The sequence below is a fragment of the Pseudomonas sp. 5.2 genome (assembly GCF_059025405.1).
The window spans coordinates 1-17468 of the sequence record NZ_JBYBHH010000008.1 but is presented as its reverse complement, the minus strand read 5'-3'; the positions used below and the strand labels follow the sequence as shown (position 1 = coordinate 17468).

The following is a 17468-nucleotide window of genomic DNA, read 5'->3' as shown; positions in this document are numbered from 1 at the left end:
TGACGAGATGGGTGTATGTCCAAGTTTGGCGTGCGTGCGAGGTTACTTGGCCTGTGCACGGAAGGCGTGTCCGCGTGGGCGGTGGCGCTGGTGGCATTGGTGGCCGGCTGCCTGTTGTCGGCCGTCCTGGCCCTTGCCGCGCAGGCGTTCTACAAGCAGCAGTTGCGCCAGCGCTTCGAGCTGCTGGCCAGCGAGCGCTTCAGCCGCATCGCTGAGCGCTTTGACGATCAGCAGCAGCGCCTGGACGGGCTGCGGCGGTTCTTCAGTTTCTCCAACGAGGTTACCCCTCGCGAATTCGAGGGCTATGCACGGCCTTTGTTGCGCCGCACCCTGGCTTACGCTTGGGCGCCGCGGGTCGAGGCCGCGCAGCGCGCCGCATTCGAGCACAGCACCGCTACCTGGTTGGGCCAGGACTATGTGATCCGCGATCAGGATGCGCAGGGCGCTTGGCAACCGGCGCCCCTGCGTGATCACTACTTTCCTGTGCGCTTCACCCAGTCGACAGACGCGCCTGCGCTTCCTTACGGGCTTGACCTGGCTGGCAAAGGTGCGCGGCAAGCCACCCTGGCGCGTGCGTTGGAACCTGGCAGCATGGCGGTGTCGGAACCTCTGGCCATATTGGAGACTGGCGCTGTTCGGCCGGCAGCGGATGCACGCGGCCTGTTGATGGTGGCACCGGTGTTCTCCGACGCCGCCCCCCAAGGCGCGGCGGTGGGCTATGTGATGGCGTTGCTCAACCTGCGCGATCTCATCAGCGATGGCCTGCCGGCGGCGGCCGATGACAACCTGGTCGTGCGTATCGAAGACCCTTCCGGGCTGAAAGGACCTGAAGTGGTGTTCGACTCACGGAATGAGGCCGCGCCCCTGGCCCTGGCCAGCAGCCAGTTGTTGTACTTGGCTGATCACCCTTTCCAGTTGCTCATTCGGCCGAGCCAGGCTTTTCTGAAGGCCAATCACTCTTCGGCTGCACTGACCGTCGGCCTGTTGGGTGGGCTGTTGAGCGTGCTGCTCAGTGCCTTGCTCTACAACCTGTTCAGCCAGCGCCAGCGCGCCTTGACCCTGGTCGAGCAGCGCACGGCCGAGCTGCGGGTCAGCGAGCAGTCCTTGCGCGGCACCCATAACCAGCTGCGCAGCGTGCTGGATGCAGCGACCCAGGTGGCGATCATTGCCACCAACCTCAAGGGGGTGGTCAGCACCTTCAATGCCGGTGCCGAGCGCATGCTCGGCTATTCGGCCAACGAGGCGATCGGCCATTTGCGCCTCGAGGACCTGGTGTTGCCCGACGAGCTCAGCCAGCGCGCCCACGCCTTGAGCCTGCGCTACGGGCGCCACATCGCCGGCGGCCAGGCCATGTTTGCCGAAACGGTGCAGGAAAGGGGTGAAGAGCCTGGCGAGTGGACCTTGGTACGCACCGATGGCAGTCACCTTGTCGCCAACATGCTGGTTACCGCCATGCTCGATGAACAAGGGCTGTGGGTTGGCTACCTGGCCATCTGCATCGACGTCACCGAGCGGCGCCGGGTGCATGAGGCGCTGGCCGCGCGTGACCGGTTGCTGGAAAAACTCAGTGCCGAAGTGCCGGGCGGCATCTACCAGTACCGCTTGGATGCCAATGGCCATTCCTGTTTCCCGTATGCCAGCAAAGGCCTTTACGACATTTATGAGGTCGACCTGCAGCAGTTGCGTGAGGATGCCACGGTGGTGTTCGAGCGCATTCATCCCGATGACCTGGAGCGCGTGCGCCGTTCGGTGGGCTATTCCGCCGACCACCTTACGCCGTGGCGCGAAGAATACCGGGTGTGCCTGCCGCGGGCGGGCTTGCGCTGGGTGCGTGGCGAGGCGACCCCGGAGGTGGGTGAGGCGGGATGTACCTTGTGGCATGGCTACTTGACCGACATCTCCGACCTCAAGGGGGTGGAGGAGGAGTTGCGTGCCCTGTCGGTGACCGATTCACTGACCGGTATCCATAACCGGCGCTATTTCCAGGAGCGGCTCAAGGCCGAGCTGGACCGCGCCCAGCGCGATGGCCTGGCGCTGGCGGTGATCATGCTCGATATCGATCACTTCAAGCGCATCAACGACCAGTTCGGCCATGCGGTGGGCGACCTGGTGCTGCGCAGCTTGTGCCAGCGCATCGGCCATCGCCTGCGGCGAACCGACGTGTTCTGCCGGTTGGGTGGGGAAGAGTTCATGGTGCTGTGCCCAGGCAGCGATGCCGAGCAGGCGCGGTTGCTGGCGCTTGAGCTGTGGCAAAGCGTGCGCAACGTCCCGATCGAGGGCGTGGGCGAGGTGACGGCGAGCTTTGGTGTGGCGGGCTGGCGGCCAGGAGAGGGGGCTGACGCGTTGTTGTTGCGGGCGGATGCCGGGGTGTATGCGGCCAAGCAGGCAGGACGGGACCGGGTCGAAGCGGAGTTGACCTGAGCGCCAACTCAGCAGGGACCCTGTGGGAGCGGGCTTGCCCGCGAAGCAGGCGCCGCAGTGGATGGCACGGGCTTCGCCCGTGTTCGCGGGCAAGCCCGCTCCCACAGTAATTGCGTCAGCTTTTAGAAGCTGGGCCACATAGTTGGCCCCACAGGAAGCGTGCTGACCTTTTCGCCTACACAGCAATCACTGTGCGGCTGCCGCAGCGCTCGCACCCAGCTTCGGCTGGCGATACAGGTCCAGCAGCACCTGGTCCAGCACCTGCGATGCCCCCCACGGTTTCGGGTCGTTCAAAATCGCCGCCACTGCCCAGGTATGCCCATTGCTATCACGGCTGAAGCCCGCGATGGCGCGCACGGTGTTCAACGTGCCGGTCTTGATATGGCCTTCACCGGTCATTGCCGTGCGTTTAAGGCGCTTGCGCATGGTGCCGTCCATGCCCACCAGCGGCATGGAACTGATGAACTCGGCGGAGTAGGGGCTCTTCCAGGCGGCCTGGAGCAGCGCCGCCATCTCGCGGGTGCTGACGCGCTCGGCGCGCGACAGGCCGGAGCCGTTTTCCATCACCAGGTGTGGCGCAGTGATGCCCTTTTTCGCCAACCACTGGCGCACCACACGTTGCGCCGCGCGGGCGTCATCGCCATCGGCATCGGTACGGAACTGCGCGCCCAGGCTAAGGAACAGCTGCTGGGCCATGGTGTTGTTGCTGTATTTGTTGATGTCGCGGATCACTTCCACCAGGTCAGGCGAGAAGGCCCGTGCCAGCAGGCGTGCGCTCTTCGGGACGTTCTCGACGCGATCGCTGCCCTGAATGCTGCCACCCAGCTCGTTCCAGATCGCCCGCACGGCACCGGCGGCATAGGCCGGGTGATCGAGCAGCGACAGGTAGGTCTGCGAGTTGCAGCCATCACCCAGCTGGCCGCTGACCACCACGCTGACACCATCGGCCTGTTGCACAGGGTTGTAGCGCACGTCACCGGTGCACTGCTTGGACGCCACGGCTTTGACCTGGTTGTCGATGCGGATGTTGGCAATCGGCGGTTCGACCGCGATCGTCACCTTGCCGCCATCGTTGCGGGCAACGAAGCGCAGCGCCTTGAGGTTGACCAGCAGCGAGTCGGGTTTAACCAGGAAGGGCTTGTTGACGTCACCGCCGTCATCGTTGAACTGCGGCAGGTTAGGCTGTACGAAGTGGCTACGGTCCAGCACCAGGTCACCGGTGATGGTGCGCACGCCGTTGGCGCGCAGGTCACGCATCAGCAGCCACAGTTTTTCCATGTTCAGTTTGGGGTCGCCGCCACCTTTGAGGTAGAGGTTGCCGTTGAGCACACCGTTGCTCAGGGTGCCGTCGGTGTAGAACTCGGTTTTCCACTGGAAGGTCGGGCCGAGCAGTTCCAGGGCCGCGTAGGTGGTGACCAGTTTCATGGTCGAGGCCGGGTTTACCGACACATCGGCATTGAACACCGTCGCCGCGCCAGGCCCATCCAGCGGCAGCATCACCAGCGACAGCGCGGTGTCCTGCAGTTTGTTGGCTTTCAGCGCCTGCTGCACCTTGGGCGGCAGGCTGGTATTGACGGCGGCGGCCTGGCTGGGCAAGGCGAAGGGCAGCAGCAGGCCGGCGAGAACGAGGGGACGGAGCGTTTTGATCATATTCAGTAAATACCCTGCGGCGAGGGAAAAGGACATTGGGGCTGTAAGAGATGATGGCCCCAGAACGTAATAGAACGCGCATTATGCCCCAAGCGTAGCCACGATGGGCCACGTTCGACGGAAAACGCCACCCACAAAAAAGGCCACCGCAAAGGGTGGCCTTTTCAGCGTTCAAGCCGCTGGGTACCGCGCAGGTATCACTCAGCCGCGTTGATCGGCTTGTCCGGATACCAGGCGTCGAGCAGTGGGCTGACTTCGATCTTGGTCAGTTCGCCACGGCCTTTGAGCCAGGCTTCGACGGCAGCGCGTTGTTCTTCGCTGACCGAACCGCGTTTGGCCGAGCACACCAGGCCGAAATCGTCACCGCCTACGTAGTCGAGGCCATTGGCGTCCATGGCTTCTTCCAGGAAGGCATCGAGGAATGCATCGATTGCCTGGTCATCCAGATCTTCCTTGAAGTCCAGGTTCAGCTCGAAGCCCAATTCCTGAAACTCGTCGACACACAGCTTTTTGCGCAGGCGACGGGAGCGGTTAGTGGCCATGAAACAATCCTCTTAGGTAATATCGCCGCGCAGTCTACCAGCTTCGGCGTTTGGCTGCCTTCCTGATTGACGTTCGTCGGTACCTGCAAGCTCTCCAGCCAGGGCCATTTCCACGCGGCGCATGTGCCGTGCCAGCGCCTGACGCCTTAGCAGACGTTGCGGGGTTGTTAAACCTATGTTTTCCAGCGCTTCGCACGCCGCCATCAGCTGCGTGGCTTCCAGCAGGCGTGCGGCACTGAGAATCTTGTGCGCCTGGTCGGCAACGGCGGCGGCGTCGTCGGGGGGCAGGTCCATCAAGATCATCAGGTCGGTGCGCAGGCTCTGGTGCAGCGCCGTGAGAAAACGCTCGCGGTCCTTTGGGTCCGGCCCGACGATCGCGCCCAGGCCATTCAAGTCAAAGGGTTTGCGTCGCCACGGCTGCCGGCTCTGCGGCTTGAGGCCGGCCAGGCGCTGGCTGAGGGTGCTCAGGCTGATGGGTTTGAGCAGGCAGTCATCCATGCCGGCATCCAGGCACTTGCGCATGACCTCGGGTTGCGCGTTGGCGGTATAGCCGAGGATGGTGCAGCGCGGTCGCCCGCGTTGCCGTTCTTCAGCACGTATCGCACTGGCCAGCTGATAGCCGTTCATGTGCGGCATGTTGCAGTCGAGCACCAGCACATCGAAGGTGCCGGCACGCCAGCTGCTCAGGCCTTCGCGGCCATCCCTGGCGCACGTATGGCCAAGGCCCAGGTAGCCCAGCTGCTGGGCCATCAACTGCAGGTTGGCGGGGTGGTCGTCGATCACCAGCACATTCAAGCGTGGATCGGGCACGTCGAGGTTCTCGATAACCGGCAGCCCGACCGACACGGCGCTGACGGTTTGCAAAGGCATCTTAAGGCGAACCTGGGTGCCAACATCCTCCAGGCTTTTGATCGTCAAGGTGCCGCCCATCATGTCGCAGAGGGTTCGGCAGATGGCCAGCCCAAGCCCGGTCCCCGCACGGGCGCCTGGGCTGTGCGGGTTGGCCTGAATGAACGGGTTGAACAGGCGCTGCAGGTCATCGGCGTGAATGCCGATGCCGCTGTCACGCACCTCCAGTTCGAGCATCGGGGAGGAGGGCGTGCCTTCGTCCTGCAAACAGACGCAGATGCGCACCTGGCCATGTTCGGTAAACTTGATGGCGTTGTTGACCAGGTTGGACAACACCTGCTTGAAGCGCAGCGGGTCGAGCAATGCATGGCAGCGGGCCGATGGCTCGATGATCACTTCCAGCGCCAGGCCTTTCTGCCGTGCCTGGCCATCGAAGATGCGCCCCACCGACTCGACCAGCGCCGCCAGGTCGACCGGTTCTGGCGCGAGTGACAGGTGCCCGGATTCGATGCGCACGATGTCGAGGATGTCGCCAATCAGCCCCAGCAGGTCCTTGGCCGAGTGATAGGCCAGCTCCAGCGCGGAGCGGTCCACCCGCCCTTGGTCGGCGCGTTTGACGGCCAGCTCCAGCATGCCGATGACCGCGTTCATCGGGGTGCGAATTTCATGGCTGATGGTGGCCAGGAACGTGCTCTTGGCACGGTTGGCATCCTCGGCTTGCTGTTTGGCCTGGCGCAGCTCCAGCACCAGCTGGCGGCGGTCACTGATATCGATCCAGCCGCCGATGATGCCTTGTACCTCGCCCAGCGAGTCACGGTACGGCAGTATCCAGTGGTAGATGGTCATTTCCCGGCCTTTGACCCGCAAGGGGCGATCGATGATCAGCGGAGCGCCTGCCGCCATGACCTTCAGGTAGTCAGCGTGGATCTGGCGGGTCTGCTCGCGGTCAGCGAACAGGCTTTCTTCCAGGTGCTTGCCCATGACTTCCTCGTTACAGGCCTGTACAGCCTCCAGGTAGCTGTCGTTGCAGCTTTGCAGGCAGCCCTCACGGTCACGCACATACATGGGGTGGGGGGTGCCGTTGAGCAGCGCACGCATGAACGCCAGTTGGTCGTTCAATGCCCGCTCGGCGCTTTGCCGCTGCCTGATCTGCAGGCGCAGGCGGGCATTCCAGATCAGTGCCAGCAGCAACAGAAGCGCGGTGCCCAGCAGCACTTGCCAGGCAAGCCGGCGAAATTTCTGCCAGGTGCTGTCGTCATGCAGGCTGTAGCCACGCCAGCGGTTATTGATCACCCCCAGTTCTTCCGGCGAAATGCTCAACAGTGCTTTGTCCAGAATCGAAACGAGTGTCGGCGACTGGTCGCTGGCTGCCATGGCGTAGCTGGCAGGCTCGCTGCCGACCGTGGTGCGTATGACCAGGTCAGGGTTGGCGGCCACAGCATGGTTGGCATCGATCAAGGTGGTGATCACGGCATCGACAGCGCCGCTTTTGAGCAAGGCCATGGAATAGAAGGTGCTCTCGGTTTCGATCCGGCCAATGCGCGGATAGCGCTTGGAGAGCATGACGTCCATCGCGCTGTATCGGGTAATCGCGACCCGTCGGTCCTTCAGCTGTTCCAGGGAGGCGAATTGCCCCTTGTCAGCGAGGCTGACCAGCACATAGACGCTGTCCAGATAGGGTCGGCTGATTTGCAGGGTCTGCTTGGCCACGCCATCGGTGGTGAGCGCCGCAATTACATCCGCCCGGCCGTCCTTGAGCCGGGCGATCATGTCGGCGATACCGCTGGCACGCTGCACCTCGAAGCGCAGGCCGGTGCGTAGGCGGATGAGCTCCAGCAGGTCGGCAGTGATGCCCCTGAAATAGCCCGAACTGTCGAAGAAGGACACCGGGGCTGCCGTGTCGTCGATCGCCACGCGCATGACGGGGTGGCGTTGCAGCCAGAATTCCTCAGTCTTCGTCAGTTGCAGCTTGCGGTCGGTCAACAGCAGGTCGCTGCCTGCACTCCAGCGCTTGAAGATGCTGGTGCGCAAGGTGGCGGACTGGCTGTCGAGCGTGGCGTTCACCAGCTCCATCAGCAGCGTGTCCTGCTGACGCACGGCAAAACTGAAGCCGATGGCTTCGTGCTTGCTGAAATTGGCAATGCGCAGGCCAGGCAGGTGGCCGCGGTTGAGTTGATAGTGGGTGGAGATGGTGTCGCCGATGAACACGTCGGCCTGGCCGAATGCCACGGCATTCAAGGCTTGGGAAGACGAGCCGAACGCCAGCAGATGGGCTTTCGGGTAGGCGCTGCCAACCTCCTGCCTTGGCAGGTAGTGGTAGAGCATGCCCAGGCGCATGTCTTCCAGGCCCATGTCCAGTGCGCGGCCTTCGTTTTCACGGGTGACCAGCACCGGTTGGTCAACCGCGTAAGGGTGCGAAAGTGCCAGGCCGTCCGTGGTTGCCTCATAGCCATTGGCGCTGCCGAGCAGGTCGATGTCGCCGCGTTTCAGTGCATCGACGGCAGCCTGCCGGTTTGAAAAGCGCAGCACCCGTACCGGCAGCTGCAAGGCGAGGCCGATCAGGTTGGCATATTCGGCGGTGAGGCCTTGATAGTCACGCCCGCCACTGGTGATGTCGAAAGGCGGGTAGTCGGGTGCTGAAGTGCCCAGCACCAGCTCGTGACGGCTTTCGAGCCATTGGTGTTGTTGGGGCGTGAGCGAAAGCGGAGCTGGCTTTGCCGGTGAACGTGCCAGCAGTGCGTAGGCAGAAGCGCTGTGTTGGTGGGCCTGGGCCCCAGCGCTGAACAGCGCCAGGGCGAGTAACAGCCGGGCGAGAAGGCGCGCCATGAAACCCTCAGACCAGCGCGTTGCGTTTGGCCATTTCGATCAGGTCCACCAAGGTGTCGACCTGGAGTTTGTGCATCAGGCGCTTCTTGTAGGTGCTGACCGTCTTGTTGCTAAGGAACATGCCCTTGGCGATTTCCTTGTTGCTTCGGCCTTGAGCGAAAAGTTGCAACACCATCAATTCGCGGTCATTGACCTGTCGGAAAAGTTGCAGGTCTGCATTGACCGTCTGATTGTGTTTGATGGCCTGGCTGGGGAAATAGTTATACCCGGCCAGCACGGCTTTGATTGCACTGAGCAGTTCGCTCAGGTCTTCTTGTTTGCACACATAGCCTGCAGCGCCCGAGTGCATGCAGCGCACGGCGAACAACGCCGGGGACTGGGCGGTCAATACCAGCACCTTCAGTGGCAGGGACATGGCCTGGAACCGGGAAAGTACCTCCAGCCCGTCTAGCTTGGGGATGCTGATGTCGAGGATGACCAGGTCGGGCGTGGTCTCTCGAATCATCTGCATGGCATCTACGCCATTGTCCGATTCGCCGACGATCTTGTAGTTCTGATTCTCCAGCAACATACGGACGGCCAGACGGATAACGGGGTGGTCGTCGACTATAAATACGGAATGCATGTTCAACTTCCCTGCGGGCGAGTGAGGGTGACGGCTGGCACCTTATCCCAGTTGGAAGTCATCGGGCATGCGAGGAAGGGCTATTAGCCCTATATGGGAAATGGCTTACAGGATAAAACAAATCGGGCTACGCAATGAGCGTATGGAACTCGATGTCAAACCTTGTTTGGTAACTTTTCATTGATTGTTAGTCGTGTTGTTTATCAGTGACGGGCATAGGTAGGAAGTTTCCTAGGTAGACAGGTGCAGCGAGCGCCTGAGCACAGGCTGCACCTGTCTGGCTCAGGTCGGGCTGGAGCGCCCGGTCATTTCGCGGGCCATTTCGCTGGCATAGCTGTCGGTCATCCCGGCGATGAAGTCGATCATGCGCAGGAACGCGCTGTGCAGTGAGGCGTGCGGGTCCGGTGCATTGTTGCCAATCAGGTCGAGTACACGGCGGCTCTTGAACGACGGTGTGCGGCCGCCGTGCTGTTCGAGGGCCGCGCCGCAGAAGGTGTTGAGGAGGATCTCGAGCGTGGTGTAGGCGCCGATCTCGTGCAGGGTCTTGCGTTTATCCTGGAAGATCTTGTTGCGCGCCATGTCTTTGGCTTGCAGTACGCAGTGCTTGGCCGGGCCGTGCATGTGCTCGACCAGGTCGCCGCTCAGGTGCCCGCCAAGCAGCGCCGTTTGCTGCTCGACGAAGGCGCGGGCGGCGGCGTTGGTCAGGTGTTCGATGGCCTTGCCGCGCAAGATCGCCAGCTTGCGCCGGCGCGAGTCGCGGGGGCCGAGTTGGCGATAGGTCTCCGGCAGGTCGTCACCCACCAGGTCGAGCAGCAGCGCCTCGACTTCCGCATACTGCAGCAATTCCATTTCCACGCCGTCTTCCAGGTCGATCAGCGCGTAGCAGATGTCATCTGCGGCCTCCATCAGGTAGACCAGAGGGTGGCGTGCCCAGCGCTGGTCCTCCAATTGTGGCAGGCCCAGTTTGCGGGCGATCTGTTCGAGCAGTGGCAGTTCGCTCTGGTAGCTGCCGAACTTGTGTTTCTTGTAGCCCAGGGCATCGGCATGACGGGCGCTCCAGGGGTACTTCAAGTAAGTACCGAGGGTGGCGTAGGTCAGCCGGGTGCCGCCGTCGAACTGGTGATACTCCAGTTGGGTGAGGACGCGAAAGCCTTGGGCGTTGCCTTCGAAGTTGAGGAAATCGGCACGCTCGTCGTCGCTCATGTCGTCCAGCCAGCCACGCCCTGCTGCCTGCTGGAACCAGTGGCGGATGGCGTCTTCGCCGGAATGGCCGAACGGTGGGTTGCCAATGTCGTGGGCCAGGCAGGCCGATTGCACGATCATCCCCAGGTCACTGGGCTCGCACCAGTCCGGCAGGCTGTCACGCAAGGTTTCGCCCACCCGCATGCCGAGCGAGCGGCCGACGCAGCTGACTTCCAGTGAATGAGTCAGGCGCGTGTGGATATGGTCGTTGCTGGAGACGGGGTGTACCTGGGTCTTGCGCCCAAGACGGCGGAAGGCACCGGAGAAGATGATCCGGTCGTGGTCCTTGTGGAAGGGGCTGCGCCCGAGTTCTTCGGGGCTGTACAGGGCTTTGCCCAGGCGTTCGCGGGTCAGCAGGGTATGCCAGTCCAAGGCTCGATCTCCTGTCGGTCGATGGGCATAGCTTCCTGTGTCGAGAGGCACCATGCAAGCTGAAGGTTGACGCGGTTTTTTGTAGGGGCAGCCTTGTGCTGCGAAGAGGCCGGTGTGGGCTGCAGGTATCTGCTTTGCCTGCACCGGCCTCTTCGCAGCACAAGGCTGCTCCTACAAGGGGCGTGTTGGGGGCTAAATGTCAGGGTCGCCGGCCATTTTGCAGGTACAGGCGGATCAGCGGCAGCAAGCTGCTGCTTAGGCGCACCAGCCGGGTAAGGTTGCCGCTGCGCACGCCCTTGCCGGTCAAAAAGCCCAAGGCGACCACGGCGCCAATGCCCCACAGCGGGGCGTGCTTGATGCCAAGCCCCCCGTGCAGCGAACTGCCCATGCCGCGTATGCGCTGCAGGGGTTCGAGCAGTTGCCCCGACTCGTGGCGGATTTCCTGGCGGTGCATCTCCATGCGCAGGCGCAGCAGCGCTTTGCGCAGCTCGCGTGGGTTACGCGTGTTGGGGAGTTCAGGCAGGCTCATGGCAACAGGCGCTCCCGGTCCTTGGCGAGTTCTTCGAGGGTTGCGCCGAAAGGCGATGACTCGTCGAACACTGCCGCTTTCAAACGCAACCCGCAGTACAGCGCGGCTAATCCATAGAACACGCACAGGCCGATGATGCCCGCCAGGCGATAACTGTCCCACAGCAGCACCAACAGCAACCCTGACAGCGCTGTCAGCAAGAGCAGGGCGAACACCAGTGCCAAGCCTGCGAACAGCAACAAGCTCAAGGTGCGGCCTTTTTGTTCCTGCAGCTCGATCCCGAACAGTTCGATGTGGCTGTGCAGCAGCCCGAGCATGGCCGCGCCCAGGCGCTTGCCGGAAGCGCTGGTGCCGATGGTGTCATTCTCCATGGGTGACCTCTCAGCGCCTGGCCAGCAGGCCGATCAACAGACCGACGCCTGCGGCAATACCGATGGCCTGCCAGGGGTTCTCCTGTACGTACTGCTCGGCGCTGCCGAGGGCCGCCTGGCCACGGTCGCGCACCGATTCCTGGGTCAGCTGCAGGGTTTCGCGGGCCTGGGTCAGGCGGTCGTGGATCTGCTCGCGCAATTCATCCGCTTGGTCGCCGGCGAGGTTCGCCGTGTCGGCAAGCAGCTTCTCGGTATCGCGGACCAGGGCCTGGAAGTCAGCCATCAATATCTCTTGCGCAGTCTTTGCCGATTTGCTGGCCATGGGGTCTCTCCCTGTCGATGTGTGATGGTAGTTCGAGTGATAGCACGCGCGGAAGGTTCAAGTGCCTGTGCTGGTATGGGCTTTGCTAAGTGTTTGCCACGTTGCGGGGCGCCACCGGCGGGAATTGCGCCGATTCAGGGCGCCGTGCGTGACGTGTACCGTTAAACCTTAACCCAATCCACGACAAACCCAAGAAAAAACCACGCAGGCCTCGCCCATGTCATCCGATAGGGCAGGGGGCTGGCACCGATTCGGTGCAGGGATGCAGGTTCTTGAACTGTCCTGGTGCTTTTTCAGCAGGTCTGCCTATTTCATGGAACACATGCACAGCGCGATGGACTCTCTGGTCCACGGTTCGAATACCCTGTTCATCCTCATGGGCGCCATTCTGGTGCTGGCCATGCATGCTGGCTTCGCTTTTCTCGAAGTGGGCACCGTGCGGCACAAGAACCAGGTCAATGCTTTGTCGAAGATTCTCAGCGACTTTGCCATCTCGGCGTTGGTGTACTTCTTCATCGGCTACTGGATCGCCTATGGCGTGAACTTCTTCCAGCCGGCGACGGCACTGGCAGCCGACCATGGCTATGCGCTGGTCAAATGCTTCTTTCTGTTGACGTTCGCGGCGGCCATCCCGGCGATCATCTCTGGAGGGATTGCCGAGCGGGCGCGTTTTGTCCCGCAGCTGTGTGCCACGGCGTTGATCGTGGCGTTTGTCTACCCGTTCTTCGAAGGCGTGGTGTGGAACGGCAACCTGGGTGTGCAGGCTTGGCTGCAGGCACGCTTTGGCGCGCCGTTCCATGACTTTGCCGGCTCCGTCGTGGTGCATGCCATGGGCGGCTGGCTGGCACTGGCCGCTGTCGTGCTACTGGGCGCCCGGCGCGGGCGGTACCGCGATGGGCGCCTGGTGGCCTTCGCACCGTCGAGCATTCCGTTCCTGGCGCTGGGGTCGTGGATCCTGATCATTGGCTGGTTCGGCTTCAATGTCATGAGCGCCCAGACCTTACAGGGGGTCAGCGGCCTGGTGGCGATCAACTCGTTACTGGCCATGGTCGGGGGCACCTTGGCGGCGCTGCTGGCCGGGCGTAACGACCCAGGGTTCTTGCATAACGGGCCGCTGGCCGGGCTGGTGGCGATTTGTGCTGGCTCCGACCTGATGCACCCGATTGGCGCGCTGGCCACCGGCCTGGTGGCCGGGGTGCTGTTCGTCTGGAGTTTTACCGCGGCGCAGAACCGCTGGAAAATCGACGACGTGCTGGGCGTGTGGCCGCTGCACGGCCTGTGTGGCGTGTGGGGTGGCATTGCCTGCGGCGTGTTCGGCCAGGCGGCGCTGGGCGGCATGGGTGGCGTCAGCCTGGTCAGCCAATTGCTGGGCAGCTTGATGGGGGTACTGGTGGCATTGCTGGGGGGCTTTACCATCTACGGTGCAATCCGCGCAGTGCACGGCTTGCGCTTGAGCCACGAGCAGGAGTTCCAGGGCGCGGACCTGTCGCTGCACCGCATCGGTGCAACCAGTCAGGATTGAGCGAGGTCAGGTGCGCGCAGGGCGGTACGGACCTAGAATAGGCTTTTCCAAAGCCAAACCGAGACCCGCCCCATGCTGCCTGAATGCCAACTGTTCGGTACCCTCGGCTGCCACCTGTGCGAAGTGGCCGAGGCCGTGCTGATGCCTTTCGTCGATCATGGCCTGTTGGTGGAACTGGTCGACATTGCCGATAACGAGGCCATGTTCGAGCGCTACGGCCTGATCATTCCCGTGCTGCGGCGGTGTGACACCGGCGCTGAGCTGCACTGGCCGTTCGATGCCGAACAAGTGGTGACGTTTCTCGCGCCGTGAGCCCGAGGCTCTGGCAATTTGCAGGTGCTGTGTGGCGCACTTGAAAGAATACGCGCGCTGTTCGGCGCACCGGTGGTCACGGGGTACCTGCCGGGGCTGCAATGAGCCGAGGGAGAATTGACGACGGCGAGGGCAAGTCCGTATGCTGTATATAAATACAGTATACGAGGTAAAGCCATGCTCAACGTCGAGCAACTCAAGTACAGCGTCAACCGCATGCCTGTAGAGCGGGTGTGCGACGCCGTTCTGGAACTGCGCCTCGAGGGCCTGGTGACCGATGACCGCACACCGTTCGGCAAGGTCCACTTCAACACCTGTTTTGCCGAAATCGAGGCCTTGTTCCAGCGTGCCGGCTACCACCGTGGGCTGGATGTGGTGGGTTATCAGGGGTTGTTGTATGCCTTGTATGACCCCGGCCGCTGGGAGGCGGTGCAGGTACTGCGTTGGTTGAAGGAGCGCAGCGAGGCGCGGGATCAGGCTGGTTGAGGTGGCGGGCTTGGGGGATAATGCGCGGCCTTGTACCTTTCGAGCACTGCCATGAACCCGCCTTTCGACCCCGCCCGCCAGCAAGCCAGCACGGTGTGCCTGCCACCCGGCAACTGGGCGACGGTGCTCGATTGCCTGTGTGACCATTTCAAGGCCATTGATCGTGCGCAGTGGCTTGACCGCTTTGCCCGTGGCCGGGTGCTGGATGCCCAGGGGCAGGCCATCCCTGCCGAACTGGCTTACCGACGTGGCATGCGCTTGCATTATTTTCGCGAGGTGCCGAACGAGCGGCCTATCCCTGTGCAGGAAGCCGTGCTGCACGTGGATGAGCACTTGGTGGTCGCCGATAAACCGCATTTTCTGCCGGTTACACCCACCGGTGAATATGTCGAGCAGACCCTGTTGCGCCGGCTGATCCGGCGCCTGGACAATCCGCACCTGGTGCCATTGCACCGTATCGACCGGCATACCGCAGGGCTGGTCCTGTTCTCGGCCAACCCGCAGACCCGCAGTGCGTATCAGCGCTTGTTCCCCGAGCGACGAATCGACAAGCGCTACCAGGCCATCGCCGCTGCCATGCCGCAGCATGAGTTCCCGCTGGTGCATAAAAGCCGTCTGGTGCATGGCGAGCCGTTTTTTCGCATGCATGAGGTCGAGGGCGCGGACAACAGCGAAACCTTTGCCCAGGTGCTGGAAACGCAGGGCAATTTGTGGCGTTACGGTTTGTCGCCTGTGACCGGCAAGACCCATCAGTTGCGTGTGCACATGGCGGCGTTGGGAGCGGCGATCTGCAACGACCCGTTCTACCCCGATCTGCTCCAGGTCGAAGACGATTACCAAAAGCCGTTGAAGTTGTTGGCGCAGAGCTTGCGTTTTGATGACCCGTTGACGGGGGAAGAGCGCTACTTCGAGAGCCGGCTGCACCTGGACTGGTAACGCCCCAGCCCACACCGGCCTCTTCGCAGCACAAGGCTGCTCCTACAAAAGCCCCGCGTCTCAGGGTTGAAGCGTACAGACGGGTAGCGCACCCGTCTGCCATTCGCGGTCTCTGTAGGAGCAGCCTTGCGCTGCGAAAGGGCCGGTGCAAGCAAAGCAGATATCTGCAGCCCACCCCGGCCTCTTCGCAGCACAAGGCTGCTCCTACAAAAGCGCAGCGTCTCAGGGTTGAAGCGTACAGACGGGTAGCGCACCCGTCTGCCATTCGCGGTCTCTGTAGGAGCAGCCTTGCGCTGCGAAGAGGCCGGTGCAGGCAAAGCAGATATCTGCAGCCCACCCCGGCCTCTTCGCAGCACAAGGCTGCTCCTACAAAAGCGCAGCGTTTCAGCGGTTGAAGCGCTCCACCAGCGAGTACTGGCTCCCCGCCGTGCTGGTCAGCTCTTCGCTGAGCTGTGCCGAATGCTGGGCCTGTTCGGCGGTCTGGTCGGCCAGTGTGGCGATGGTGCTGATGTTGCGGCTGATCTCGTCGGCCACAGCGGTCTGCTCTTCGGTAGCGGCCGCGATCTGGGTCGCCATGTCGGTGATGTTGGCCACCGCTTCGCTGATTCCGACCAAAGCCTCATCGGCCTGCATCACCCGGTCGACCCCTTCCTGCGCCTGGCGATGGCCGGTTTCCATGGTCAGCACCGCGTTACTGGCGGTCTGCTGCAGCTTGGCGATCAGGTTGTGGATCTGCCCGGTGGACTCGGCAGTGCGCTGGGCCAGCTGGCGTACTTCATCGGCCACGACGGCAAAGCCACGGCCCATCTCACCGGCGCGGGCCGCTTCGATGGCAGCGTTCAGCGCCAACAGGTTGGTTTGGTCGGCGATGCCTTTGATCACATCGACCACACCGCCGATTTCGTCACTGTCCTTGGCCAATTGCGTCACCGTCTGGCCAGTTTCACCCACGGCTGCCGACAAACGCTCGATGGCCTCGCGCGTCTCACCGGCAATCTGCCGGCCCTGGCTGGTCAGGCGATTGGCTTCCTGGGTGGCGTCGGCGGTGCGTTGTACGTGGTTGGCCACTTCCTGGGTGGTGGCGGCCATTTGGTTGACGGCGGCTGCCACTTGTTCGGTTTCCACGCGCTGGCGCTCCAGCCCGGATGAGCTCTGGTGGGCCAGGGCGTCGGATTGCCGTGCCTGTTCGCTGAGGTGTTCGGCACTGTCCTGCAGCCGCGTCAGGCAGGTTTTCATGCGTGCATCCTGGCTGAGCATGGCCATTTCCAGGCGGGCCTGAACCCCACGGCTGTCGGTGTACATCTGCGCGATCAGCGGGTCGGAGGTGGTTTGCTCGGCCAGCCGTAGCAGGCGCTTGAGGCCACGCTGTTGCCAGGTCAGCCCGAGCAGGCCGAGTGGTACCGACAGGGCGGCGGCCAGGCCGAAGCCCCAGGAGTGGCCCAGCCAGTTGCCGATCAGGAAGCCCACCTGGCTGACCAGGATGAACGGCAGCCAGTCTTGCAGAATCGGCAGCCACTGATCGCGACGTGGCACCGCCGACTTGCCCTGGTTGAGGCGCTGGTAGAGCGCTTCGGCACGGCGGATTTGTTCGGCGGTGGGCTTGACCCGCACCGACTCGAAACCGACCACCTGGTTGTTGTCGAAAACCGGCGTGACATAAGCGTTGACCCAGTAGTGGTCACCGTTCTTGCAGCGGTTCTTGACGATGCCCATCCACGGCTGGCCTTGCTTGAGGGTCTGCCACATGTGGGCAAACACCGCGGCCGGCACGTCAGGGTGACGCACCAGGTTGTGCGGCGCGCCGGTCAGCTCCTCGCGCGTGAACCCACTGATGTCGATAAACGCGTCATTGCAGTAGCTGATCACGCCCTTGGCGTTGGTGGTGGAGATCAACCGCTGCTGGGCAGGGAAAGTCCGTTCTCTCTGGGTAATCGGCTGGTTGTTACGCATGGGTCGGTAATCCGCAAGAATCCGCAAGGCTTTGGTGAGGTATCGGCAAGCCACTGGTTTTATTGAATGGATATTTAATGTGCTTGATTTGTGGCAATGAGCCATCTTCTGATTTGAGCTAGGGAGCGGCTGATTTCGATGAAGATAGCGGCATTATTGCTAATTTATGACGGGCGGGTCGGATGATGACTTAGTGGGCGGCAAAGAGCCAGCATCCTAATGGTGCGTGATTGGGGAGGGGGGTGTAGTGTGTAGTGTGTACGCCACCAGAGCGTTGTCGCCTGTGAGATCGAGCGCCGCCCGCGCGGCGCATCGCGAGCAACGCTCGCTCCTACGTTTGTTTTTGGCCAATAACGCCTGTGACAGGCGCGCGCGACCTCCTTGTTTGTTCGACGCGATATCGCGTCATGCGCCAAGGCGGTCGCGCGCGTTTGCCCCAGGAATAATTGGCCCGAAACAAACGTAGGAGCGAGCGTTGCTCGCGATGCGCCGCGCGGGCGGCGCTCGATCTCA

General features: G+C 62.6%; 14 protein-coding genes. 5 read left to right on the top strand and 9 right to left on the bottom strand.

Annotated elements, in window-relative coordinates:
• The first annotated feature begins 15 nt into the window (after nt 1-15).
• Nucleotides 16-2421: a sensor domain-containing diguanylate cyclase gene (locus AC5PZ0_RS13975; RefSeq protein WP_454242277.1), complete on the top strand. Its 2406-nt coding sequence runs from the start codon at nt 16-18 to the stop codon at nt 2419-2421.
• 186 nt (nt 2422-2607) lie between these two features.
• Here AC5PZ0_RS13975 and dacB read toward each other — a convergent pair whose 3' ends face one another.
• From dacB to AC5PZ0_RS13935, 8 genes are all read right to left on the bottom strand, one after another.
• Entirely contained in the window at nt 2608-4071 is a 1464-nt protein-coding gene (gene dacB, locus AC5PZ0_RS13970; RefSeq protein WP_238214640.1) for a D-alanyl-D-alanine carboxypeptidase/D-alanyl-D-alanine endopeptidase, read from the bottom strand.
• Nucleotides 4072-4268: 197 nt separating this feature from the next.
• Nucleotides 4269-4613, bottom strand: a complete 345-nt coding sequence (locus tag AC5PZ0_RS13965) for a YggL family protein (protein ID WP_027596660.1) — start codon at nt 4611-4613, stop codon at nt 4269-4271.
• A 12-nt stretch (nt 4614-4625) separates the two neighbouring features.
• Nucleotides 4626-8288, bottom strand: coding sequence for an ATP-binding protein (locus AC5PZ0_RS13960; protein WP_493855209.1), 3663 nt, complete (start codon nt 8286-8288; stop codon nt 4626-4628).
• A gap of 7 nt (nt 8289-8295) precedes the next feature.
• Nucleotides 8296-8913, bottom strand: coding sequence for a response regulator transcription factor (locus AC5PZ0_RS13955; RefSeq protein WP_027596659.1), 618 nt, complete (start codon nt 8911-8913; stop codon nt 8296-8298).
• Nucleotides 8914-9195: 282 nt separating this feature from the next.
• On the bottom strand, nt 9196-10527 hold the full coding sequence (locus AC5PZ0_RS13950; protein ID WP_027596658.1) for a deoxyguanosinetriphosphate triphosphohydrolase: 1332 nt from the start codon (nt 10525-10527) through the stop codon (nt 9196-9198).
• 199 nt (nt 10528-10726) lie between these two features.
• Complete coding sequence (locus AC5PZ0_RS13945) at nt 10727-11056, bottom strand: hypothetical protein (RefSeq protein ID WP_085274197.1); 330 nt, start codon at nt 11054-11056, stop codon at nt 10727-10729.
• Nucleotides 11053-11427, bottom strand: coding sequence for a phage holin family protein (locus AC5PZ0_RS13940; protein ID WP_274887450.1), 375 nt, complete (start codon nt 11425-11427; stop codon nt 11053-11055). Before AC5PZ0_RS13940 ends, AC5PZ0_RS13945 begins: the two co-directional genes overlap by 4 nt.
• A gap of 10 nt (nt 11428-11437) precedes the next feature.
• On the bottom strand, nt 11438-11749 hold the full coding sequence (locus tag AC5PZ0_RS13935) for an ElaB/YgaM/YqjD family protein (protein WP_027596655.1): 312 nt from the start codon (nt 11747-11749) through the stop codon (nt 11438-11440).
• A gap of 313 nt (nt 11750-12062) precedes the next feature.
• Here AC5PZ0_RS13935 and AC5PZ0_RS13930 point away from each other — a divergent pair, with 313 nt between their 5' ends.
• The 4 genes from AC5PZ0_RS13930 (at nt 12063) to AC5PZ0_RS13915 (ending at nt 15005) form a co-directional block, all read left to right on the top strand.
• Entirely contained in the window at nt 12063-13271 is a 1209-nt protein-coding gene (locus AC5PZ0_RS13930) for an ammonium transporter (protein ID WP_027596654.1), read from the top strand.
• A gap of 72 nt (nt 13272-13343) precedes the next feature.
• Entirely contained in the window at nt 13344-13583 is a 240-nt protein-coding gene (locus AC5PZ0_RS13925; RefSeq protein WP_099430055.1) for a glutaredoxin family protein, read from the top strand.
• A gap of 177 nt (nt 13584-13760) precedes the next feature.
• On the top strand, nt 13761-14069 hold the full coding sequence (locus AC5PZ0_RS13920) for a hypothetical protein (protein ID WP_027596652.1): 309 nt from the start codon (nt 13761-13763) through the stop codon (nt 14067-14069).
• A 51-nt stretch (nt 14070-14120) separates the two neighbouring features.
• The gene (locus tag AC5PZ0_RS13915; protein WP_493855208.1) at nt 14121-15005 is read left to right on the top strand and encodes a pseudouridine synthase; all 885 of its coding nucleotides are present in this window, start codon (nt 14121-14123) and stop codon (nt 15003-15005) included.
• Between the two features lie 384 nt (nt 15006-15389).
• On the opposite strand, the gene AC5PZ0_RS13910 is transcribed toward AC5PZ0_RS13915, so the two are convergent.
• Nucleotides 15390-16955: a methyl-accepting chemotaxis protein gene (locus tag AC5PZ0_RS13910; protein WP_027596650.1), complete on the bottom strand. Its 1566-nt coding sequence runs from the start codon at nt 16953-16955 to the stop codon at nt 15390-15392.
• Between the last annotated feature and the right edge of the window lie 513 nt (nt 16956-17468).